Genomic DNA, 22,436 nt, shown 5'->3' with positions numbered 1-22,436 from the left:
TCTTTTAGACCTTCCTGTAGCTTACTGACTTGCTCCGACGTTAAAAAGTTTTTAGCTGCTGGTGGCATAGTTGCTTTTAAACGACTTCCTCTTCTTATTATGCAACTTAAGTGCCGATTAGCTTAAATCAATTAATTTATTGACAATACGGATATCAGGAACGCGAGTTTTTGAGTATTGTTGAGCAATTGAATTATAAATAGACATATTTTTTATAAAATAAATTAATTTAAGATTGAACTTTAAATGAATAAAAAATCTGTTAGTTAACCAATTTTACCAATTTTAATAGTTCACTTATTATAAACTTTGGTTGCACTTCTTGTATTAAGTTCTGGTTTTTTCGGTTGTAATAGCAAAAATCAATATTAACTTGCATTGCTCCCACATAGTCATGAGTGAGAGAATCTCCTACGTAAAGGACTTCTGCTGGTGTTAAATCTAATTTAAATAAAGCATGATGGAATATTTCTGGAGATGGTTTAGCAAAACAAATTGCTTCAGAAACTACAATTTCCTCAAAAAAATGATCAATTCCCACAGATTGCATTCTCGGTACTTGTGCTGATACTAAACCGTTGGTGATAACGGCTAACCGATAACTGTGTGAGAGAATAGTAAGCACTTCATATACATCAGGTTCGGTGACGGCTGAATGATTAAAAATCTGCCAAAAATTTTGACTAAGATGACTAATCTTATCTGTTTTTATATTTAACTCAGCAAGTGTACTTTGATAAAACCTCTCGGTTATTTCGTTAGGAGAAAAGACATTTCGCTGTTTCCAATACTGAGAATTATAAGTTTCAAATACTTGGAGAAAAATACTTTCGCTTATTCCATTCAAATCCAAAGATATTGTACAAGCTTCCAATGCACCAAGAATAGCTTGACGTTCACATATTTCAAAATTTAACAGTGTATTATCTAGATCAAAAATTATGCCTTTATAACTCATTTTTATTTTATTAGGCTCAAAGGTTTTTATAAATCAATCCAATAACGGGAAATAACTGTGTCTGAATTTTCCAAAAATCCCTCACTTGCTAATTTACCTTGATTTTTCTGAATTATGCGGGCGGAAGCAAGATTATCTTGGTTGCAAGTTAAAAGAACGCGACTTAAACCTATATTACTAGCTTTTTCTAAAGTCATAGCCAGTATTTGTGTACCATATCCTTTGCTTCTTTGCAGAGGACGAATCATATATCCAATATGTCCTCCTCGATGTTCTAAATTAGGTACTAACCAATGGCGTAATTGGCTTTCGCCCAGAATTAGTTTCCTCTGCGCCACTAACCAAAAAGTCGTTGCAGGTACAAAGCCAGGTTTTAAATTAATACCTTTTGAATTATTTTCTAAGTATTGAATATAAGCTGAAAAATTTTCCTGAATCAACGGCAAATTAGTCTGATCAAATAAGCGTGATTCACCACGTTCTTGATATTCCGCCACCATATCAATAAACTCTGAATGTAAATCACAAGTTGGGTTAATTAGTTCCAGCATTTTAGAAAAATCATTGAATTTCTGATGGTGCATTGCGCTGTACGACCACACACTCTACATTTTTCTTGAAATTTTGAAAATATCCTCTTATTTAGCCGCAACACTATATGATTCTTGGAGTATGTCTACTTCTACTATGTAAGGATCTACAGGACGTTTAAACAACATCATTTGTCCTGATTCATCTTTTTTTAAGTTGACGTGACAAAACCACTCATCATCATTTTTTTCGGGATAATCTAAGCGGTAATGATAAAGTCCCCAACGAGTTTCTTGACGATATAATGATGCTCTGGCTGCCATTTCTGCACAGTCTCGAATAAAATGCACTTCCAGAGAACGCATTAATTCATGGGGGTCACGCGCACCCATGATATCTAATGTTTGTTGATATTGAATAAAATGTTTCAAACCAATCTCAATTTTATTACCTGATTTTGGTGGTTGCAGATAATCATTAACTAACCGTCTTAATTTATATTCAACTTGAGTATGAGGTACACCATTGGGACGTGTTAATGGTGCATAAATTCTGGCTTTTTCAGCTTCTAAAAAATCTGTATCTGGTTCGATAAAATCTAAATCTTCAATATATTCAATGGCATGAGTTCCGGCTATGCGACCGAAAACAAATGCGCCAATCATATAATTATGAGGAACACTGGCCATGTCTCCGGCTGCATATAAACCTGAGACAGTTGTTTGCGCGTTTTCGTTTACCCACACCCCAGAAGCACTATGACCACTACATAAGCCGATTTCGGAAATGTGCATTTCTACGCCGTGGGTGCGATAATCTTCGTTTCTGCCTTGATGAAAGCGTTCTCTACTTGGTCTTTCATTCGCCCAAAGTATGGATTCAATTTCAGCGATTGTATCTTCATCAAGGTGGGTCATTTTTAGTTGGACTGGCCCTTTCCCAGAGTTTAATTCTTTCCAAATTTCCAACATCATTTGACCACTCCAATAGTCGCAACTAATGAAGCGATTTCCTTCGGCGTTGGCTGTATGTGCGCCAAAAGGCCCGGCAACATAAGCACAGGCGGGGCCGTTGTAATCTTTGATTAAAGGATTAACTTGAAAGCATTCAATATTACTAAGTTCTGCACCTGCATGATAAGCCATTGAATAGCCATCTCCGGCATTGGTAGGATTTTCATAAGTGCCGTAGAGATAACCAGAAGCAGGTAATCCTAATCTGCCACAAGCACCTGTACATAAAATGACTGCTTTAGCTTGAATGACAATATAATCACCATTTCTGACATCAAATCCTACTGCACCAATAGCACGTCCTTCTTTGACTAATACACGGGTTGCCATGACGCGATTTGTAACTTTGACTTTGTGGCGTTTGACTTGGCGAGTGAGAATTGTTTTGAGGTCTTTTCCTTCTGGCATGGGTAAGACATATTTACCCACACGATGCACTTGTTTTAAGTCATAGTTGCCTTGGGCATCTTTTTGAAATTTCACACCCCAGCTTTCTAATTCTTGGATGACTTCGTAACCTAATTTGCCTGTTTGATATACGGCTTTTTGGTTTACAATCCCATCGTTAGCAAGGGTGATTTCGCGCACGTATTGTTCTGGTGTAGAATGACCGGGAATGACTGCGGTATTCACGCCATCCATACCCATTGCGATCGCACCACTCCGTCGGATGTTAGCCTTTTCTAAGATCAGCACCTCTGCATCTGGATTCGCTTGTTTGGCTTTAATTCCAGCCATTGTCCCGGCTGTACCGCCACCAATGACAAGTACATCAGTTTTTATCTGTTGGGTATTGATGTCCATAAGCTTTTAGAAGTGGGGAGTGGTGGAGATGTAGCTTTAGCTTCTCCTGCAGAGACGCTAGCGCGAACCCGCAGGGTGGGAGATGAGGAAGATGGGACTTCCTAAATTACGAATTACGAATTACAAATTACGAATTCCCGTTCCAAACGATATCTTTGACTTGGATTTGCTTGGGAACTAGCTTAATTTTATGAAAAGTGTCAGCAATGTTTTGTTGCTGAGTGATGACTTCATCTGTGAGCGGTAAAACGCCATACTCCCGGCGTTTTTCAGCAATTTCCAATGCTGCTGCTTTAATACCTAATTCTGGTTCTAGAAACTTGGCAACTTCCTCTGGATTATCTGCTGCCCATTTATCTGTTTTGCTGATTTCATCTAAAAGGGTTTTCAACAAATCTGGGTGAGAATTGACAAACTCTTGACGAGCAAGATAGTAACCCCGATTTGGTGCTAAATTTGTCGCATCTGTTAATATCCTGACATCTAGATCGTGTTCAACTGCTGCTAGGTAAGGGTCCCAAATTGCCCAAGCATCAACGTTACCGCCTTCAAAGGCTGCACGGGCATCTGCTGGTGTGAGATGTGCTGGTTGGATGTCACTATAGTTTAATCCGGCAGCTTCTATAGCTTTGACAACAAGATAGTTAGTGTTTGACCCTTTAGCAAAGGCTACTCTTTTCCCCTTAAGTTCAGCAACGGTTTTAATTGGTGAGTTTTTCGGAACAATAATTGCTTCGGCTTTGGGACTCCAAGGATCGTAAGCAACATAAAGCAAGGGAGTACCTGCGGCTTGGGCAAATATTGGTGGTGATTCTCCTGTGTAGCCAAAGTCAATACTACCTACGTTCATTGCTTCTAGCATAGGTGGGCCTGCGGGGAATTCCGCCCATGTCACTGAAGCACCAGCAGCAGTTAAAGTTTGCGCTAAACTGCCTCGGTTCTTGAGAGCGTTGAGAATAGTAGCCGCTTTTTGATAGCCGATACGAACTACCACACCTTGATTTGTTGTCTGCGTTGCGGCGGAGTTACTTGTGTTGTTGGGAGAACAAGCCGAGATCACAAGAGTTAAACTTAATCCGACAGCAAAGAATAAGGCAAATGTGCCAATTCTGGATATTTCATAATTCTGAAGAAAACTGCTGACAATCTTCATCAGTCGATGTGGTAAATACTTACTGAACATACGTACATTAAACTACAAGCAATAACAATACTACGATAAATTGAGCAATTTACCGTATTTTACTGATAGAATATTCACATAGATAAGCCGCAAATGCAAGATCCGAAAAAGTATGCCTATTACGAATTAGCGCATAAAATTTTAGCGGTTTTTAAACGCATAGGCGCTTTGCCTTCCCGCAGGGTAGGTACGCCAAGGGAAGCGCAGAGGATTTTTAAGAGGCGTTGGGTTTGATGCGTTGTAGGAAATCGATGTTTAAATCTAGCTTATTTCCTAGCCATAAAGAATGTGCTGTATGATCTGTGACATCATCACCCGTCTCAGGGTGGACGAGAATATCTAACCCTTCACGGTTGAGCATTAACCAGGAGACGACTTGCGTAAATTGGTTTGGTGAAAAGGCAACTTGAGACATTGCTTGTGGATGCGGGCCAATGGGTTGATCGTGCCAGCGTCCAAGTCTTACTTCAAATCTAGCTCCTAATCCTTCTCGGATACGAGCAGCAGTCTCACGAGTCTCGGTATCGTAGTAGACATGAGCATGAAAACCAGTAATGATGCTATTTTCTTTCATTACCATTCTTGCTGAGTCGGTCTAATGAGAATTTCATTGACATTAACGTGGGGTAGTTGAGTTAGAGCATAAGCGATGTCTACGACGGGCTACGCCTACGCTCTAGCAATATCTTCACTTTCCAAAGCTTTGATTGATTTACGCCGTTCTTCACTAATCTGTTTAGATATGGGATCGGTAATATGATTGTTAATTTCTGTATTTACTAAACCAGGTTCGATGATGGTGACGCGGATGTTATCTTTCAACACTTCTTGCCGCAATGATTCCGAAATAGCGTTCACACCCCATTTAGTTGCGTTGTATATCCCGACACCTGCACGCGCTAAACGACCAGCCACTGATGAAATATTGACGATATGCCCACTACCTTGGGCTTTGAAAATTGGTAGAACGGCATGGGTAGCATAAAGCAATCCGAAGACATTAATATCAAACATCCGCCGCCAGTCTGATGTGTTACCGCCATCAATATTACCTGTCAGGGCTATACCTGCATTGTTCACTAAGATATCGACTCGCCCTAACTCTGCATTTGCTTTTTGGATTAGATTGTTGGCTTGAGTTTCGTCAGTGATATCAGTAACAATAGGTAAAGCCTGACCACCACTGGATTCGATTCGTTTTGCTAATGCTTCCAAGCGATCGCCTCTTCTGGCTGCAATTACCACTTTTGCCCCTTCTGCGGCTAAGGCTATAGCCGTAGCTTCGCCAATTCCCGCAGAAGCTCCTGTAATAATTACTACTTTATTATCTAATTTCCCTGCCATAACTCAACCCTTTGCTACCATTCCGTACTAAAAGTAATTTCCAGGGACATTGGGTATAGAATCAACCCTAGCCCCTATTTCCTAGTTTCTATCGAAGTGTGATACCTTCGCTACGAGAGGCTACGCCAAGGGTGAGCTTTCCTGCGGGAGGCTGCGCGAACACTAACGCCGGATTTTGATAATAAACAGGTTCATTCCCTGGCTTCCACTTGATGTTACAACCAATACTAGGTTTTTGTTCCCAAGCCACAATCCGACCTCTCAAGACAGTTTCAATTGCAGCCCGCAAGTCTTTTCCAGTCACAGGTATTTCGCTTTGTGGGCGGCTATCATCTAGCTGTCCCCGATAAACCAGTCTGCGAGTAGCATCAAAGAGAAAAAAGTCAGGAGTACAAGCAGCAAAAAAGTTTTTCGCGGTTTTCTGAGTCTCATCAAACAGGAGTGGATAAGCTAAATCTAACTCTTGTGCAAAGGCTTTCAAAGATTCCGGTGCATCGTCAGGATGGGTAGTGATATCATTAGCACTAATTGCCACAATACCCAGATTCCTATCTGTATTTTGTATATAGTCCTGACCCAGTTTTGCTAATTCAAATTTGATGTGCTGTACGTATGGACAATGGCGACTCAAAAATATCACTAGCAAGGCTTTTTCGCTAGCAAAATCAGAGAGTGAAATCGTTCTACCCGAAACTACATCTGGTAAATAAAAATCAGGTGCTAAAACACCTAAAGGTAGCATTGTTGAAAAAGTCTTTGCCATAAAATAAAAATCCTTTAATTATTCAAAACAACAGTAAAAGCAGCGCGTTGATTGTACATTGTAATTATGAATTACTAATTATTTCTGACTAATCATGGTTTTAGGTGTGATAGCTGCATATTGCTCAGGTGTCAGCATTGCTTCTTTTACATCTATGGATTTAGGAATTACTTTCTCTTGGGTAAATAAATCTGCAATTTGCTGTTGACCTGCCATAATTTCTGGAGTAATCGCTCTTAAGCCGTAAGTTCGTCTTTTAACCATTTCTGCAATAATATCCTCATCAATTTTGAGGTGAGGAGTAGTTATTTTGACAACTTCGGCTTGGTTTTGTTCAGCCCATTTGTCTACTTTATCTATCTCCTCAAGCACTAATCGCACTAATTCTGGATTTTCTGTAGAAAACTTTCGTGAAGCCATGTAATATCCACCCTGAGTAGCGATACCCCCAGCATTTCTTAAAACTCTGGCATTTGCAGTTTTCTGTGCTAACGCTAAATGAGGGTCCCACGTCACCCAAGCATCAATTTGCCCTTGAATAAAAGCACCACGCGCTTCAGATGGGGGCATACTTAGAGCTTGAACATCACTATATTTTAAACCTGCTTCTTCTAAAGCTTTAACTAGTAAGTAATGGGACGCTGAACCTTTTTGAAAAATTATTTTTTTCCCTTTAAGGTCAGCTACGCTCTTAATTGGTGAATTTTTTTGAACTACGATACCACTGCCTTCACCCGTGCCAGGGCTACGGTTAGCAATATAAACTAAAGATGTACCAGCCGCTTGGGCAAATATAGGAGGAGTCTCTCCGACAGAGCCAATATCAACTCTACCTATATTCATCGCTTCCATTAATTGTGGGCCTGCTGCAAATTGTGCCCATTCCACAGAAACACCCAAGGGTTGTAGACGCTTTTCTATGCCTCCTCTTAGTTTAACGATGTCTCCAGCACTTTGATATCCCAGCCGGATAGTTTTTGCTGTAATACCCTTTGATTTATTTTCTGTAGTTGGAATTTCGACTGAGCAGCTAATTAAAGTCGTCGAAATAGTCAATAATCCAGGCACTATAAAAAATGAAAATCTCTGAAACAGGTTAATTCTTGGAAATACTTTAGATGAAAACCTCATAAAATTTTTGTTCGCTATCAATTTGATAGAAATGGTTAAAAGTTTTCTGTAGTGTAAATGCAAATAATAGTGATCCCTTGCTCTTCATTTTCGAGATAGCTAATCACGATAAAATCTGCAAATAAAGGATGAAAAAGATTTATTTTATTATTGCCAATTCCTTTTTTCAAGATAAGAAGGTGGACATTGCCCACCTTTAGGGTAGATAGCAGAGTGAGTCATCGCATTAGGTACACAAACTTGTCTTAAGCGCGAGTATTAGCTGCTAAATATTCTTCTGCTGCTTTCTCAATTGCCGTACCCTTGAAGAAGTCACGATTGAGACTGGTGTACAACTCCAAAGGATGGATAGATAAGAAGTGTCGCAAGTCTTCTTCGCTGAGGATACCGCGTTCTAGCATGCTGTAAGCGTTGGAAGTAACAGCTGTAATATCAGGTACATCCCAGTGACCAGAATCAGAACCCAAAAAGGCTTTTACTCTGTCGCCAAAGGGATTGGCTTTTTGATGGAAGGCATAAGCCACACGGGTATCGTCTGATTCTGTACCGAAGTAGAAATGATTGAGGAAGCGATCGCGCACATCTTCAGCTTTGGTAATCCCCGCCGCCGCAAACTCGTTTAATTCGCCAGGATTTTCAGGTGCAAAGTATTTCCCGTGGAAACCTAAACCACTACCAATTTCATCGAAGCGATTTTGAAATTCTTTGCCACCATACTGAATGAACAATTCCCGTAATTCTTCCCGATTCACATTACCAGGATGATTGTTCTGTAAAATCTCTGGGTTCCGAGTTTCCCAATGCCAAATAATATCTGTATAAAGACTAGCACCCCAAGCCGAACCACCTTCTAGAAAAGCAAATCTGAGAGTGGGGAAACGATTAGTCACACCACCAAAAAACAGTGCTTTACAAAAAGCTTCAGCAGCCGAGGCAAAGTGTCCAATGTGATTGTATTGATAGTTAGAAATCGAACGGCGAGATGTCCAACCCATACCAGAGGCGTGAGTAGTGGGGACAACTTTTAGCTCTACGCACTTCGCCCAGAATGGATCATAATCATAAGCACTATCTAAGGCAAAATTATCAATCCAAGTTGCTTCTCGTTGTACTTCTTCAGGGTATTTCTCGAAGCCAGGGATAACGCGGGTAACATAACCGGGAATTTGAATTGCTTTTAATCCCAGTTCTTTAACTGCATATTCCAATTCTTCTATCCCTTCTTCTGGTGTGTTGAGAGGAATAGTAGCAATGGGAGTTAAGCGATCAGAGTATGGCCGGAATATATCTGCATGATACAAATTGGCTGCACGGCAAACGGGCCAACGCATTTCTTCGTTTTTAATTTGCGGTGCTAAGGTTGCCAAGTTGGGATATAGTACAGCAAAATCTGTCCCAGCTTCTTGCAAGCGTTCATGCAGTAGCTTCGGCAAGCTAATAGTAGCAAGGTTTAAAGTATCTTTGGTGGGACAACCCCAAAACGGAGGACGAGCAGTACGATAAGTATGACGTTCTTCCCAAGTTTGCTGGAACCAACGATAACGTCCAGCACCGGGTAAATGATCTCGGAAACTATCCGCAAGTTTAGCACCACCCACTTGAGCTAAATAGTCAAGAAAGGCCGGTTCAAATTCTTGGGTATGCACATCGGTATCAATGATAGGATAACCTAGTTGCTCCCGAATTTGTGCTGAACGAGATTTTTTAGTAGGACGTTCAAGTGCAATTGTCATAATTACGTCTCCATAGTTAAGATGACCGTCAACTTTGAGCAAAATCAAGCTTTACGACCAAGCAAAAATCAAAATTTTCAACTCGATATCAACTGGAGTTGTATTACTGTATTCGCGTTCTCACTGATTACTCTGTGTGTACAGTACTTATGCCAAAAGCTTCAAATACTATTTATCTACCGATTTATCGTAGATTCACTTGATATTATTGCATAGTCATAGCTACAATACAAGTGCTTAGGAGCTAAAGTATATGTAACTCAAAACTTAAGATAAGCTAACTCTTAGTAAAACTAAATGTATTCTGACCATAGACTGGTTCTCAGCCTGGAGGCGGAGCCTCTCAGAATACATTCCCAGTCTTAAGACTGGGAATGAGGCTACACAAGCCTTTTGGCTTTTCTTTTTAGTGCCATTCGTCTCAGGATATATTAAGTCTGCTAACTTTATGTTTAACTAAATTTAAGTATTTCTAAATTATCTGAATAATTGCGAAGAAAATAGCAAAGTCAGTGAACTTTTCATCCAAAAATTGGCTCAAGTCTCCTAAAGGAAAATATTGATGCAAAAAAGTAATAAAAAAAGCTCTGAAGTAAGCAAACTATTGTTTAGTTCTTGGGATATTCCACCTGCTTTAAAATCTCCAAATGTTTGTTGTTTCGTAATTGGAGAGAGTGTATGTTTTTTTGGCTCCTGGATGACTCAAATCGCTCTTGTATGGATGGTTTATCAAATCACTAATTCAGTCATGTTAGTTGGCATAGTTGGATTCACCAATCAATTTATGGGGTTAATTATTACGCCATTGGTAGGTGTGTATTTAGATCGCTGGAATTTACGTTATGTATTATTAACCACTCAATTAGTATCCATTTTACTATCTTTTACTCTTACTATTCTCACTATTAACAGTCATATTACCGTTACGTGGATTATCATCATCGGTATAATGCAAGGAACTGTCAAAGCGTTTGATCTGCCAGCACGGTTGGTAACTATTCCTAGATTGGTGGATAACAAAGCAGATACTTACAGTGCCATTTCTATCCATTCATTCTTAATTAATACAGCAAAGTTTGTCAGTCCCATGCTAGGAGGATTCTTACTTGCCAGATTTGGGGCAGCTTCATGTTTTTTAGTCGATAGTATCAGTTATATACCCTTTGTTTTTGCTATATTAGTTGCACAAATTAAATCAGTTTCTAATAAATATTTACTAAAAAACACGAACATTTTCCAAAATTTAAAAGAAGGTTTTACTTTCGCTTATGATTTTCTGCCTATTAGGTATGTTTTAACCTTACAAATTCTGATTTGTTTCATGGTAATGACCCACGTTAACCTCATACCTGTTTTCGTCAGGGAAATATTAAATGGTAATGCAGAAACTATGGGATTTTTAATGACTGCTTCCGCACTGGGTTCGATAATTGCTGGACTTTATCTAATTTTAAGGAAACAAGCCACAGGATTGGTAAACGTCATAGCGTATTCTGCTATGGTTTTAGGTTTAGGTTTAACACTGTTTTCTCGCTCTAATAATCTACAGACCTGCCTAGTATTAATTTTCATTGTCGGAATGACGAATACGCTTACCTTGGCAGCTATTAGTAACTTTGTACAATTAATTTTGGTGGATGAAACTAAAAGGGGTAGAGTCACAAGTATATTCACAACAGGCTTTTTGGGAATATTACCTTTTGGTAATTTATTTTTTGGAGGATTAGCAAGTAAAATAGGAGTTGATAATGCTTTATTTTTCGGTGGTATTTGTTGTTTAATAGGGGCTATCTTTTTTGTAAAAAAATTACCAAATATAAAAAATTTAATATCTCAAGTTTATGTAGAATTGGGTTTAATTACTCAGCCCAATAGAGATTAAAATAATTCGTAATTCGTAATTAAAAATAAAGTAAATCATGCTATTTAACTAATTTAGGTTTTTACCTCTGTGTTCTCCCTTCAGATACTCTTCCCTTTGGCACACTCCACTTAGCTTGCTTTTCTGGAGGAGTACCAGAACATCTTTGTCTTTGGAGACGCGATCGCAACCTCCGTAATGGACTGCTCTCTTCTTCTAGCAGCTATTCTCGCCATTGACGACAGCTATAAGTCATTGTGCCCAGAGCAGACGCGATACCTTTAGCCTAGCCCTGCCAAGATTAATGTATTTCATGTTTTTTACTCCACTAATGTCGAATTTGAATAATTTCTGTCAGCAACAAAATTTCACATCACTTTAATTTATCGATTTGAACAAAAATAATATTTGTTTTTATTAATCAACTTACTTTACAGTAAATATCAACCACTGAACGAACAATTTCTATAAAGCTAAAGTTGAGATTGTAATTTGAATAGCGAGGAACTTATGAAGAAATCAATTTCTCAGAAATTAACTAATTGGATAGTAGCAGCCGTATTTTTGGTATTTGTGGCAGGATTTTCTCTGCTCGAACAACCTAGTGCTAAGGCTCAATCACTAACACCACCCACAACCATAGAATCTGCACCTGCTCCTGTAATATCTGTAGTTGATAACGTTAGACATTTACTAACAACCAATGAGTGTATTGGATGTAACTTAATAGGAGCAAAACTAAAGGATACAAACCTGCAAAATGCAAATTTAGAGAATGCGAACTTGCAAGGTGCTGATTTAGAACGAGCAAACTTACAAGGGACTAACTTGCAAGGGGCAAATCTTCAAGGTGCAGATTTAGGCAAGGCAAGCATCATAGGCGCAAACTTAGAGAATGCGAACTTATTTGATGCGGATTTAGAGAAGGCCAATCTTACTGGTGCGAATATAGTTGGAGCAAACTTCCAAGGGGCTGATTTGGAAAAAGCAATTACACCACTGGGATTGATGACTCAGTAAAAAATCCTTAGTTATGGTACAAAAAACTAAGTGAATATCTCTCTTTTTGACCACAATTACCACCCTTGGTAGTTGGGGTTTTCTTGAGATATCCACTTAAAAGTAGAGTATTAATGGCTCATTTGCAATAATTGATGTACATGAGTGCCTTCATTATTCATAACTTGTTCTAGTACTGCTTCCCTAATATTTACAAATACTTCACTAGCTCTGTCTCGTGGACGCGACAATCTTACAGGTAAATCTAACGCAACCCGTCCTTCTTCAATTACTATTACTCTGTCTGCTAGCGCCACAGCTTCTTCTACATCATGGGTGACTAAAAATGCCGTAAAGCCTCTCTGTTGCCACAAATCTTCGATTAAATGTTGCATTTCTAGGCGAGTTAAGGCATCCAATGCTCCTAAAGGCTCATCAAGTAGTAATAGTTGTGGTTGACTCACCAATGCTCTGGCTAATGCTACCCGTTGTCGTTGCCCTCCAGATAAGACGTAAGGCCATTCACCAGCTCTATCTTTAAGTCCTACTTGTTCTAATACCCACGCAGCTTTTGCACGCCAATTTTCTTGCAAACCCAGACCCACATTATCTATTACACGTTTCCAAGGTAGTAAGCGGGGGTCTTGAAACATCACTCTTACAGAATGACTGAGCTTGCGTAGTGGTTCTCCATCTAGCAATATACCGCCTGTCGTGGGTTTATCTAACCCTGATACAAGGCGTAGTAAAGTACTTTTACCGCAACCACTGCGCCCTACAATAGCAATAAACTCTCCTGGCGCTACTTCTAGATTTAATGAGTTTAAGACAGTTTTATTTCCAAAAACTTTGCTTAAACCCAAAATTGTAAGTTGTGAACCTTGTATATTTGAAACCATTTTGATTTTTCCTTTTTTTAGAGATTATTGAGCCATTCAGCTATTGACTATTTGGGATGTTTATCCAGCAGATGTGTAAGTTGGATTCCATGATAAAAACTTATTTTCTAGAGCTTTAGCAATGGAATTTGCTAGTTTACCTAGTAATGCATAGATAACAATACTTAACACCACAACGTCTGTTTGCATAAACTCACGAGCGTTCATTGCCATATAACCAATACCGGAATCGGCTGCAATTTGTTCAGCAACAATCAACGACAGCCACATAATACCCAAAGAAAATCGGACACCAATTAAAATCGAAGATAAGGCTCCTGGAAAAATAATTTGCCACAAAAGCTGTGATGTTTTTAAGCCATAAACTTTGCCCATTTCAATCAGTTCGGGATCTACGCTGCGAATTCCATGATAAGTATTAAGATAAATTGGGAAAAATACACCTATAGAAACTAAAAACAATCTAGCTTGATCACCAATCCCAAACCATAAAATTACTAGGGGAATTAATGCCAAGTTAGGAATAGTACGCAGCATTTGCAAGGAACTATCTAACAATTGTTCTCCAATGCGAGAAAACCCAGTAAGTAATCCTAAAATAAAGCCAATTCCGCCGCCAACTACAAAACCAGATATAGCGCGTGCAGCACTGATTCCCATGTGTTGGAAAAGCTCTCCAGTTGAGGCTAACTTAAATGCCGTAAAAACTACGCTACTTGGTGCTGGAAGAATTCTGCTGGAAAGTAAACCAGTTCTGGAAGCAATTTCCCAAAGTAGTAGCACTATAAAAGGCACTATCCAAGGAATGATTTTATCAGCATATTTGTTGTTGAGTAGTGTTTCTAGCGATTTTTCACTGCTTTTAGTCTTTTTCAGAGTAATAGTCATAAGCTACCAATTAGTTGTTTGATGAAGTTCTCATTAACGGCTTGTATGTTTGTTTTACTGAGACAGGGAAAGAAAGCAAGCAGAAAAAAATCGAAAAATTACCTTGCCGTTTGAGTATTTATTTTTAAACTACTATATATTGAGAGAATTGCCGTAGATTAAAGACAATCTTACACGAAATTATGTAAAAAGCAACCCCAACTAAACTTTTGGCACGAACCGAATATTAGCGAGCCTGCCTATTTTCTATATCGAAGAGGTTTCAAATTCAAAAAATCTCCAATTTGTAGGGATTTAGGACTGATAGTCCGTCATGGACTATCAGTCCTGAAATAACGGTGGGTTAGCGACAGAATAACCCACCCCACATCTATTAATAATCCCTAAAACCTGTAGACAGTACGAGCCCATGCAAATAAACTATCAGGATTATTGGCATTTGAATCTGGTGCAGTCACCCAGATAAAACCAGGCGTAATGTCAATATTGTCAGTGATTTTATATTGATAGAATCCTTCAATATGCAAGGAAGTATCTTTATCTGCTTGTCCTAAGCCTGCCCCCAAGTCTACATTACTGCTGAGACGGGTAAGTTTTGGTGCCATACCCACAAACAATCCTCCTAAACTTCCTTTCTTTCCAAGATCCGGGAAAGCCAGTCCTACCGCCCAATCCATAGCATTACCATCGCCACGCCCTAAATAGCGGTGTGCGCCATAACTTACCCAACCATTGATAGCAAACTTGGGACTAAATTGATAGAAAGCTTGTACACCATAAAGATTCGCAACTGTCCCCGTTCCCGCTACGGTGCTATTGACCAAGTTACTTCCTGCTGCTGGGCCAAAGTTAGTTCCACTTAAACCTCTGGCGTTAGGTGGACTATAAGTATTGACGTAAGTTAGAGCCGCGCGAAAATTCTTCTGAGGACTGGTATATAGTATCTGTCCTAAAGCTAAATATCGGCCTGTAAAGAAGCCATTGTTGTCTCCAGGGTTATTGGCGTTAGGTGCGCTATAAGCTAATCCCAACTGGAACTGTTCATTTAATCTGTGGAGTACCGCTATTCCGCCACCACTATCTCCATATTGATAGACTAAAGCTCGTCGTGAGAATCGGGAAATCCCATTAGAACCAGTTGCTAAATTACTTTCAAAGTATGGGTTAATCGGAACAGTAAAACCTAGCTCATTAGCTCCATCGGATAAAGCATAAATGTTGAGTTGGGTGTTTGAAGCCAGTGGAAACCGATAACGCAGACCAGTAAGAGAAAAATCGTTGCGTGGTCTTGTAATATTAGCGTTATCAGCCGTTCTGCCATCAAAAGTACCTAATAATCCAGCTCTTGTTTGTCCCAATGATTCAATACTTCCACCCCCCATTGTTATGCCTAGTGAATCTTTACCTGTAAAGCTGGCATTCAATCGCAAAGTTACTGCATCTTGCAGTGTTACTATGCGGGGAGCTGGCCTGCCAGTGAGAACATTATTACCTGCAAAAAGTGAGCCAAGAACAAACTGCACTCGACCTGTGAGTTTAACTGTAGTAGAAAATTGTTGTGATTCGATGACTCCCAGTTTTGCCTCTGCTGCATCAACTCGTCCTTGCAGTGTAGCCAATTCTGTGGAAAATTCCTCTCTTAGCTTCTTGATTGTGTCTAAGTCTTCTTGTTTAACTAAGTCGGCTGTAGAACTGGTGATTATTTGATTGATTCGGTCTAAAGCGGTATTTAGACCAGCAGCAAATTCATAGCGTGTCAGGGCGCGATCGCCTTTGAATGTCCCATCTGTATAACCTGCGATCGCACCATAGCGTTCCACTAAAGATTGCAATGCTTGAAATGCCCAATCTGTAGGCTGAACATCTGATAATTCAGAAACAGAATTAACTTGCGCTAGGGAGTCATCTTGCTCTGTGAAAGTCTCCTGCGAAAGTAGGCTTGCTTCTTGGAATAGTAAATAGTCTGGCGTTTGAGCTACTTCTAGGTTGGCAGTTTGATTCGATTCAGGCTGAGTTGCAATATTTGGCGAAAGTTCCTCAACCCCTGATTTTAGCTCCGATAAGTCCGGTGCTTCAGCAGCAAGTACGGCTGAAGAAAGGATTAAAAATACATTAAAAAGACCTGGGATAACTAGCCCATAATTCCACAAAACTTTAAACATCGGCTATTGGGTTATGCACAGAAAATTAACAAATCTTTGCTTGCTAGCACCCGACAGGATTTTCACACCCCGATTACACACAAAGGAAGAGATGCAAAAGTGGGATGCTCTCTTGAGAAGAAAGAATTTGAATTAGCCTAATTTGTGGCTATTAGTAAACTACTAAAACTTTATCGAAATTTAGTAGTTTTATTGTTCACATTGGATACTTACATAAAAAAATAAAAAAAACAAGCTTCTTAAGATATATTTTTCTTTTTGAAAAATATTAGCAAACTTGTATTAAGCAGTACTTGTCTTTTTCTCGTAAGTGTGAAAAACTCTGTTAAATACGCAAACTACGGTAAATCAATCGAGTTGTAGTATTTTACAAGGAATAGACTACAGTATTTCAATTTATCGGCTCACTACTCAGCCGGATCTGCAAAAAAATATTGATAGGGCAAAAATTAATCATGTACCTAATGCAAGTAGTAGTGAAACGCCCTATCAATGTTCTAAGTGGTTCAAACAAACTTGGTAAGAACCTCGGCATTCTCATACTACAAGTCCTCCTTTATAGATTCGTTCTGTCAACAGAGACTAGGGAAATATTCAGAATAATTTTCCCAATGCCTAATCCCCAATCCCTGAATAGAAATTGATTCACCAAAAAACCAACTTATGACCCAACTGAAAACACTTCCTACCTACGATCCAACACTATTTGAGGGTGCTGCTGAGGTTTACGCTCAATACAGAACTAAATATCCATCGGCTGTATTCGACAAACTAACGGAAATTTTTCATCTTAATGGTCAGGGACGACTGCTTGATTTGGGTACTGGGCCAGGTTTAATTGCCATTCCCCTCAGCACTAAATTTCAGGACGTAGTTGCGATCGATCCTGATCCGGAAATGCTCAAGGAAGCGCAACGGCAAGCAGCAGTTGTAGGGGCAAATAATATTACTTGGCTAGAACAAGGCGCAGAACTGATTAACCCTAGTTTAGGAGTATTTAAACTAGCTACCATTGGCAGAGCCTTTCACTGGATGGAACGGGAACTCGTACTAGAACGCCTTTATGAATTGCTGGCAAATGATGGTGCGATCGCACTGCTCAATACAGGTGATAATCCTTGGATAAGTTCTTTACCCTGGAAACAGGCTGCCATAGAAGTAGTGAAAAAATGGTTAGGCGAGGAGCGACGAACTGGACAACGAGGACAGGGTATTCGTAAATCAGTTGATCCTCCCCACGAAGTTGTAATTGCCAATTCAAAATTTGCTCGCCAAGAAGTGTATGAAGTGCCTTTTGAAAAATCTTGGACAGTCTCCAGCTATCTTGGCTACTTGTACACCACAGCCTTCTCTTTGAAAATTTTCTATGGTGATAAAGCCGAAGAATTTGAAGCAGATATCAAAGAAGCATTACTAGCAGTTGAGCCTTCTGGACACTTTACAGAAAAACTCACAGCAACAATCGAAGTCGTTTGGAAGCATTAATTTGGATGCTATTTAGCTATACACAAAAAAGCAGATGAGTAAAACACGCAAGTTTCGTTTAGGTGCATTCATTCAATCCACTGGACATCATGTTTCTGCATGGCGACATCCAGATGCACAGATAGATGCTGGATTCAATTTTGAGCATTACAAAGAAATTACCCAGACTGCCCAACGCGGCTTGTTCGATGCAGTTTTTCTGGCGGACAGCCCAGGAGTTTGGGGCGGCGAACCAGAAACTCAAAAACGCAATGGTAAACTTGTCCATTTCGAGCCGGTGACACTCTTTTCGGCCTTGTCCTCTGTAACTCAAAACATTGGCTTTATTTCCACTGCCTCGACTACCTACGAAGAACCCTACACCCTGGCACGGAAGTTTGCTTCTTTGGATCACTTGAGTAAAGGCCGGGCGGGGTGGAATGTAGTCACCACAGGTAACGAGAATGCCGCACTAAATTTCGGTCTTGAGCATCACCCGGAACATAGCCAGCGTTATGAACGTGCAGAAGAGTTTGTGAAAGTGGTCAAAGGACTGTGGGATAGTTGGGAAGATGATGCTTTCATCCGTGACAGAGAATCTGGTATCTATTTCGAGCCGGACAAACTGCACATACTCAACCACAAGGGTAAACATTTTTCTGTCAAAGGCCCCTTGAACGTCGGTCGTCCGCCCCAAGGCTACCCAGTAATTGTACAAGCTGGAGCATCGGAAGCTGGACGGGACTTAGCTGCGCGTACTGCTGAGGTGATTTTTACTGCCAATCAAACCCTAGCTGATGCCCAGGAATTTTATGCTGATGTCAAAGGGAAGCTGGCGCAATATGGGCGTTCTCCAGAGGATCTGAAAATTATGCCTGGGACTTTCCCAATCATTGGCCGGACTGAAGAAGAAGCTCAAGAGAAATACGAATTTCTGCAATCGTTGATTCATCCCGATGTAGCTTGGGGTATTTTAAAGAACTATTACAAGGGTGTGGATCTATCCAAGTATTCTCTAGATGACCTAGCTCCTGAACTGCCCAGTGATACTAACAATAACAAGAGTCGTCTGAAACTAGTGAGAGATTTGGCTACTCGTGGGACTCTCACCCTGCGTCAGTTATATCTATCTTTAGCTACTGCACGAGGTCATCGCACTATACTTGGTACTCCTGAAAGTATTGCCGATCAACTAGAGGAATGGTTCAACAACGGTGCAGCAGATGGTTTTAATATCATGCCGCCCATCTTGCCTACAGGGTTGGATGACTTCATTAACTTGGTTGTTCCCATCTTGCAGAAACGTGGATTGTTCCGTACTGAATATGAAGGTAGTACTTTGCGGGAAAACTTGGGGCTACGTCGTCCGAGTAATCAATTTGCTGTCAAACAAGCGAATGAGAGATTGGTTTTGGCGTAAATAAATAGGATTCGTTCGTAGTAAGAACTAAAGTTCTTACTTGCACATACTAGGTGAACTCAGGACTAAAGTCCTTACTACAAGCAAAAAGAGTAGTGAGTTTCGAGTGCTGTAGATGCTCTTGTGGTCTGACTTTTCACGTTATGTGGAAAAGTCCACTAAAAACCTAACCCCCTTCCCGACGCGGGAAGGGGGAAAGTTCAAAGTCTCTCTCCTAAAAGGCTACGGTGTACACACAAGTACTATCTGAAAGGGTTTCAGGCGTTATAGACCCCTTAAATTGTCATTACGAGCGCAGTGATAACGGAGCGAAGTAATCACATAATCCCGTGAGTTTTTGCGATTGCTTCGTCGTTCCTCTTCGCTGCGGACAGACTTTCAGAGCGATCGCACAATCCTATTGCTAGAGGACAAAACCAAGTGTCAGGTGGAATTTCACGACTTGTGTGTACACCGTAGCTCCTAAAAGGAGAGAGATTTAGAGAGAGGTTTTCCAGATGCCGCTGAATTGTCAGCTTGCGGTGAGTCAGTGCGCGATAAATATCAACTAACTCTCGTCTGTTTTGTTGTACTCAGCACTCATAACTCATTTCTCAGCACTACTTCTGTCATTTATTCAAGGAAAAAAACATGACTGAATATAGCAGATTAAAAACTTCTCGTTCCGCCGCAATCAAAGCAAAACTTGATTATCCGATAATTGACACTGATGTTCATACCAATGATTTCACTCCAGCGCTGGAGGATTACATTGCTAAATACGGTGGCTCAAAACTTGTAGATGAATTACGCAAGGCGGAAGCTTCTCGTCTCAATTCCAAGAGCAATGGTAAAGACTGGTATCAACAAACTCCAGAAGAACGCCAGTACAACCGCACAATTCGATCGCCTTGGTGGGCGAGAGTAACCCGCAATACTTTGGATCTCGCTACTTATACTCTTCCTGAACTCTTCTATGAGCGTCAAGCGGAGCAAGGATCAGATTATTCGGTACTGTTTCCTAACAATGTTCTTGCACCAGCTGAAGCTAGTATTGAGAACCGTCAAGCACTGCAACGGGCAGTCAATCATTATCATGCTGACTTATATCGGAAATATAGCGATCGCCTGACACCTGTAGCTGGCATCCCGATGGGTACTCCTCAAGAAGCCATTGAGGAGTTAGAGTTCGCAGTAAAAACACTAGGACTAAAGGTAGCTAATATTCCTGATGGTGTGAAACGTCCAATTAAGGCGATCGCTGATAAATATCCCGCCGATCAATACCCAGAAGTCGCCAAGTATTCCTCATACATTGACTTCTACGGATTAGATAGTGAATATGACTACGATCCATTCTGGGCAAAAGCAGTTGAATTAGGTGTACCCATTACTACCCATTACGGCAGCCAAGGTTGGACTGGACGCTCTTCCATCAGTAACTACATGAACAACCACATCGGTCACTTTGCCGATGGTTCCCAAGCATTTGCTAAGGCGTTGTTCTTTGGTGGTGTTACCAAACGTTTCCCTCAGTTGCGCGTAGCTATGCTCGAAGGTGGTGCAGATTGGGGCGCTCACGTCTACATTCATTTAGTAGATCGTTTCTCCAAGCGCAGTCTGAAAGGACTACAAAACTACAACCCAGATAACGCCAATTCTGATGAGTTGTTCGTGTTGTTCGAGCGTTTTGGTAGCGAGTTCCTGCAAGAAAATCCTCTGAGTAAAGAGGAATTAACAAAGAGTGTCTTGGGTTCTTCTTTCAACCGTCATAGTCGCTCACCCGTTGGTAGTGAATTGGAAGACTTTGCCGCAGCCGGGATTGAGACAATTGAAGACATCCGCGATCGCTGGGTGAATAGTTTCTTCTTTGGTTCCGAGTCTGACGATCGCACCATCGCAGCAGCATTCAACGACAAAGCCAATCCCTTGGGTGTGAAAATCAACGCCATTTATTCCTCAGATGTTGGTCACTGGGATGTACCTGATTTGACCGATCCACTAGCGGAAAGCTGGGATTTGGTACAAGAAGGTGTGATTTATGAAGCGGACTTTAAGGCTTATGTATTCAATAATCCTTACAAGTTCTATACCCAAGCCAATCCCGACTTCTTTAAGGGTACGGCGGTTGAATCGAAAGTACCTACTCCCCAAGTAGATAAGAGCCTTGTGATAGCTTAAATAACCAAAGAGGTCTGAGTGAATACGGCTAAAGTCTAAAAACGTTTGCCATTAAAGGGGATTAGATAATTTCTAGTCCCCAATTCCTAAATCAAACACAAACTTGAGGAATTATAGCTATGCCTATCGAACACCGTTCCGCTTCACTGCCTTATCTTTTCTCGCCTGTCTCTGAAGAAGTAAATAAACCTGCACCACTCGTATTGTTTTTGCATGGCGCACGCGATCGCGGTACAGATATAAATGTACTACTCAAATGGAGTTTACCTCGTTTCGTGGATTCGTCCAGCCCCTTACCTTATGTCTTTGCAGCCCCCCAGTTGCCTGAAGGACAAACCTGGGTAGATCGAGAATCTGATGTAATTACTCTGTTGGATAATCTCATTACCTCCCAACCCATAGATCCGTCCCGTGTGATTTTATCTGGATTCAGCTTAGGTACGGCTGGGGCATGGCATATCGCTGCTTCTCATCCTACTCGCTTCGCTGGTTTGGTAGCAGTGTCTGGTCGTGTACCCAAAACATTAGAACCAAGCCAACTAGTAGTCTGCCAAGGTAACTTTGCTAAGTAAAACCTCTAATTGGTAAAATAGCCAAAAACGGGGTGTAACATGGCGAAAAAGTATATTGTTGACTTGAATGAAGATGAAGTTTCTCAACTGCAATCGATAATTAAAAAAGGTAAGCACAAAGCAAGAAGCATAACCCGTGCAAACATTCTTCTAATGGCAACTGATAGAGAAACTGATCAAGCGATCGCTGATACAGTTAGAGCGCATGTTGCGACAGTGCAACGAATACGAGAAAAATTTGTCATTGGAGGGCTAGATTTTGCTTTAAAGGATGAGGTTCATCCACCAAAACCTAAAAAGTTAGATGAAAAGCAAGAAGCATTTTTGATTGCAACTGCTTGTTCTAATCCACCAGTTGGAAGAGTACGTTGGACAATGCAATTATTAGCAGATCATTTAGTGAACGTTGGTATCATAGATTCAATCTCAGATGAAACAGTACGTCAGACTTTAAAAAAAATGAAATCAAGCCTTGGTTGAGAGAACAATGGTGTATTCCTGAAGTAAATGCAGAATATGTTTTCCGAATGGAAGATGTACTGGATTTATAC

The 22,436-nt window shown here is 40.4% G+C and carries 19 protein-coding genes; 7 read left to right on the top strand and 12 right to left on the bottom strand.

What is annotated here, in order from left to right:
- Positions 1-262: 262 nt before the first annotated feature.
- From H6G97_RS29580 to H6G97_RS29540, 9 genes are all read right to left on the bottom strand, one after another.
- The gene (locus H6G97_RS29580; protein ID WP_190944094.1) at positions 263-958 is read right to left on the bottom strand and encodes an HAD family hydrolase; all 696 of its coding nucleotides are present in this window, start codon (positions 956-958) and stop codon (positions 263-265) included.
- A gap of 26 nt (positions 959-984) precedes the next feature.
- The gene (locus tag H6G97_RS29575; RefSeq protein ID WP_190944093.1) at positions 985-1,560 is read right to left on the bottom strand and encodes a GNAT family N-acetyltransferase; all 576 of its coding nucleotides are present in this window, start codon (positions 1,558-1,560) and stop codon (positions 985-987) included.
- Between the two features lie 36 nt (positions 1,561-1,596).
- On the bottom strand, positions 1,597-3,306 hold the full coding sequence (locus H6G97_RS29570; RefSeq protein WP_190944092.1) for a fumarate reductase/succinate dehydrogenase flavoprotein subunit: 1,710 nt from the start codon (positions 3,304-3,306) through the stop codon (positions 1,597-1,599).
- A gap of 127 nt (positions 3,307-3,433) precedes the next feature.
- Positions 3,434-4,489 (bottom strand): sulfonate ABC transporter substrate-binding protein, encoded by a 1,056-nt coding sequence (locus H6G97_RS29565; RefSeq protein ID WP_190944091.1) that lies wholly within the window; start codon positions 4,487-4,489, stop codon positions 3,434-3,436.
- Between the two features lie 214 nt (positions 4,490-4,703).
- Positions 4,704-5,063, bottom strand: a complete 360-nt coding sequence (locus tag H6G97_RS29560; RefSeq protein ID WP_190944090.1) for a DOPA 4,5-dioxygenase family protein — start codon at positions 5,061-5,063, stop codon at positions 4,704-4,706.
- A 95-nt stretch (positions 5,064-5,158) separates the two neighbouring features.
- Complete coding sequence (locus H6G97_RS29555; RefSeq protein WP_242055388.1) at positions 5,159-5,833, bottom strand: SDR family NAD(P)-dependent oxidoreductase; 675 nt, start codon at positions 5,831-5,833, stop codon at positions 5,159-5,161.
- 88 nt (positions 5,834-5,921) lie between these two features.
- Complete coding sequence (locus tag H6G97_RS29550) at positions 5,922-6,596, bottom strand: thioredoxin family protein (protein WP_190944089.1); 675 nt, start codon at positions 6,594-6,596, stop codon at positions 5,922-5,924.
- Between the two features lie 78 nt (positions 6,597-6,674).
- On the bottom strand, positions 6,675-7,727 hold the full coding sequence (locus H6G97_RS29545) for a sulfonate ABC transporter substrate-binding protein (protein WP_190944088.1): 1,053 nt from the start codon (positions 7,725-7,727) through the stop codon (positions 6,675-6,677).
- Between the two features lie 245 nt (positions 7,728-7,972).
- Positions 7,973-9,460: an amidohydrolase family protein gene (locus H6G97_RS29540; RefSeq protein WP_190944087.1), complete on the bottom strand. Its 1,488-nt coding sequence runs from the start codon at positions 9,458-9,460 to the stop codon at positions 7,973-7,975.
- A 562-nt stretch (positions 9,461-10,022) separates the two neighbouring features.
- On the opposite strand from H6G97_RS29540, the gene H6G97_RS29535 reads away from it, so the two are divergent.
- Together H6G97_RS29535 and H6G97_RS29530 are read left to right on the top strand one after the other, a co-directional pair.
- Positions 10,023-11,342 carry an MFS transporter gene (locus H6G97_RS29535; RefSeq protein WP_190944086.1) on the top strand — a complete coding sequence of 440 codons (1,320 nt, stop codon included), beginning with the start codon at positions 10,023-10,025 and terminating at the stop codon, positions 11,340-11,342.
- 489 nt (positions 11,343-11,831) lie between these two features.
- The gene (locus H6G97_RS29530; RefSeq protein ID WP_190944085.1) at positions 11,832-12,341 is read left to right on the top strand and encodes a pentapeptide repeat-containing protein; all 510 of its coding nucleotides are present in this window, start codon (positions 11,832-11,834) and stop codon (positions 12,339-12,341) included.
- Between the two features lie 110 nt (positions 12,342-12,451).
- On the opposite strand, the gene H6G97_RS29525 is transcribed toward H6G97_RS29530, so the two are convergent.
- The 3 genes from H6G97_RS29525 to H6G97_RS29515 form a co-directional block, all read right to left on the bottom strand.
- Positions 12,452-13,219 carry an ATP-binding cassette domain-containing protein gene (locus H6G97_RS29525; protein WP_190944084.1) on the bottom strand — a complete coding sequence of 256 codons (768 nt, stop codon included), beginning with the start codon at positions 13,217-13,219 and terminating at the stop codon, positions 12,452-12,454.
- Between the two features lie 60 nt (positions 13,220-13,279).
- Positions 13,280-14,107, bottom strand: a complete 828-nt coding sequence (locus H6G97_RS29520) for an ABC transporter permease subunit (RefSeq protein WP_190944083.1) — start codon at positions 14,105-14,107, stop codon at positions 13,280-13,282.
- A 383-nt stretch (positions 14,108-14,490) separates the two neighbouring features.
- Positions 14,491-16,269, bottom strand: a complete 1,779-nt coding sequence (locus H6G97_RS29515) for an iron uptake porin (protein ID WP_190944082.1) — start codon at positions 16,267-16,269, stop codon at positions 14,491-14,493.
- Between the two features lie 663 nt (positions 16,270-16,932).
- Here H6G97_RS29515 and H6G97_RS29510 point away from each other — a divergent pair.
- From H6G97_RS29510 to H6G97_RS29490, 5 genes are all read left to right on the top strand, one after another.
- Complete coding sequence (locus H6G97_RS29510) at positions 16,933-17,754, top strand: class I SAM-dependent methyltransferase (RefSeq protein WP_190944081.1); 822 nt, start codon at positions 16,933-16,935, stop codon at positions 17,752-17,754.
- A gap of 34 nt (positions 17,755-17,788) precedes the next feature.
- Positions 17,789-19,153 carry an LLM class flavin-dependent oxidoreductase gene (locus H6G97_RS29505; protein WP_190944080.1) on the top strand — a complete coding sequence of 455 codons (1,365 nt, stop codon included), beginning with the start codon at positions 17,789-17,791 and terminating at the stop codon, positions 19,151-19,153.
- A 630-nt stretch (positions 19,154-19,783) separates the two neighbouring features.
- Positions 19,784-21,313, top strand: a complete 1,530-nt coding sequence (locus tag H6G97_RS29500; RefSeq protein ID WP_190944079.1) for an amidohydrolase family protein — start codon at positions 19,784-19,786, stop codon at positions 21,311-21,313.
- A 119-nt stretch (positions 21,314-21,432) separates the two neighbouring features.
- A complete protein-coding gene (locus tag H6G97_RS29495; protein WP_242055386.1) occupies positions 21,433-21,885 on the top strand; it encodes a carboxylesterase family protein in 453 nt (150 codons plus the stop codon).
- Between the two features lie 63 nt (positions 21,886-21,948).
- The gene (locus H6G97_RS29490; protein ID WP_206759133.1) at positions 21,949-22,365 is read left to right on the top strand and encodes a helix-turn-helix domain-containing protein; all 417 of its coding nucleotides are present in this window, start codon (positions 21,949-21,951) and stop codon (positions 22,363-22,365) included.
- Positions 22,366-22,436 lie beyond the last annotated feature (71 nt).

The organism is Nostoc flagelliforme FACHB-838, from assembly GCF_014698065.1.
GTDB lineage: Bacteria > Cyanobacteriota > Cyanobacteriia > Cyanobacteriales > Nostocaceae > Nostoc > Nostoc flagelliforme_B.
Note: the sequence above shows the minus strand (reverse complement) of the source record. Positions and strands in the feature narration are given on the sequence as shown.

Bases quoted from the DNA above. Each gene is read 5' to 3' on its own strand.
- H6G97_RS29580 (WP_190944094.1), bottom strand. From the start codon at position 958: ATGAGTTATAAAGGCATAATTTTTGATCTAGATAATACACTGTTAAAT.
- H6G97_RS29570 (WP_190944092.1), bottom strand. From the start codon at position 3,306: ATGGACATCAATACCCAACAGATAAAAACTGATGTACTTGTCATTGGT.
- H6G97_RS29565 (WP_190944091.1), bottom strand. From the start codon at position 4,489: ATGTTCAGTAAGTATTTACCACATCGACTGATGAAGATTGTCAGCAGT.
- H6G97_RS29560 (WP_190944090.1), bottom strand. From the start codon at position 5,063: ATGAAAGAAAATAGCATCATTACTGGTTTTCATGCTCATGTCTACTAC.
- H6G97_RS29555 (WP_242055388.1), bottom strand. From the start codon at position 5,833: ATGGCAGGGAAATTAGATAATAAAGTAGTAATTATTACAGGAGCTTCT.
- H6G97_RS29550 (WP_190944089.1), bottom strand. From the start codon at position 6,596: ATGGCAAAGACTTTTTCAACAATGCTACCTTTAGGTGTTTTAGCACCT.
- H6G97_RS29545 (WP_190944088.1), bottom strand. From the start codon at position 7,727: ATGAGGTTTTCATCTAAAGTATTTCCAAGAATTAACCTGTTTCAGAGA.
- H6G97_RS29540 (WP_190944087.1), bottom strand. From the start codon at position 9,460: ATGACAATTGCACTTGAACGTCCTACTAAAAAATCTCGTTCAGCACAA.
- H6G97_RS29535 (WP_190944086.1), top strand. From the start codon at position 10,023: ATGCAAAAAAGTAATAAAAAAAGCTCTGAAGTAAGCAAACTATTGTTT.
- H6G97_RS29530 (WP_190944085.1), top strand. From the start codon at position 11,832: ATGAAGAAATCAATTTCTCAGAAATTAACTAATTGGATAGTAGCAGCC.
- H6G97_RS29525 (WP_190944084.1), bottom strand. From the start codon at position 13,219: ATGGTTTCAAATATACAAGGTTCACAACTTACAATTTTGGGTTTAAGC.
- H6G97_RS29520 (WP_190944083.1), bottom strand. From the start codon at position 14,107: ATGACTATTACTCTGAAAAAGACTAAAAGCAGTGAAAAATCGCTAGAA.
- H6G97_RS29515 (WP_190944082.1), bottom strand. From the start codon at position 16,269: ATGTTTAAAGTTTTGTGGAATTATGGGCTAGTTATCCCAGGTCTTTTT.
- H6G97_RS29510 (WP_190944081.1), top strand. From the start codon at position 16,933: ATGACCCAACTGAAAACACTTCCTACCTACGATCCAACACTATTTGAG.
- H6G97_RS29505 (WP_190944080.1), top strand. From the start codon at position 17,789: ATGAGTAAAACACGCAAGTTTCGTTTAGGTGCATTCATTCAATCCACT.
- H6G97_RS29500 (WP_190944079.1), top strand. From the start codon at position 19,784: ATGACTGAATATAGCAGATTAAAAACTTCTCGTTCCGCCGCAATCAAA.
- H6G97_RS29495 (WP_242055386.1), top strand. From the start codon at position 21,433: ATGCCTATCGAACACCGTTCCGCTTCACTGCCTTATCTTTTCTCGCCT.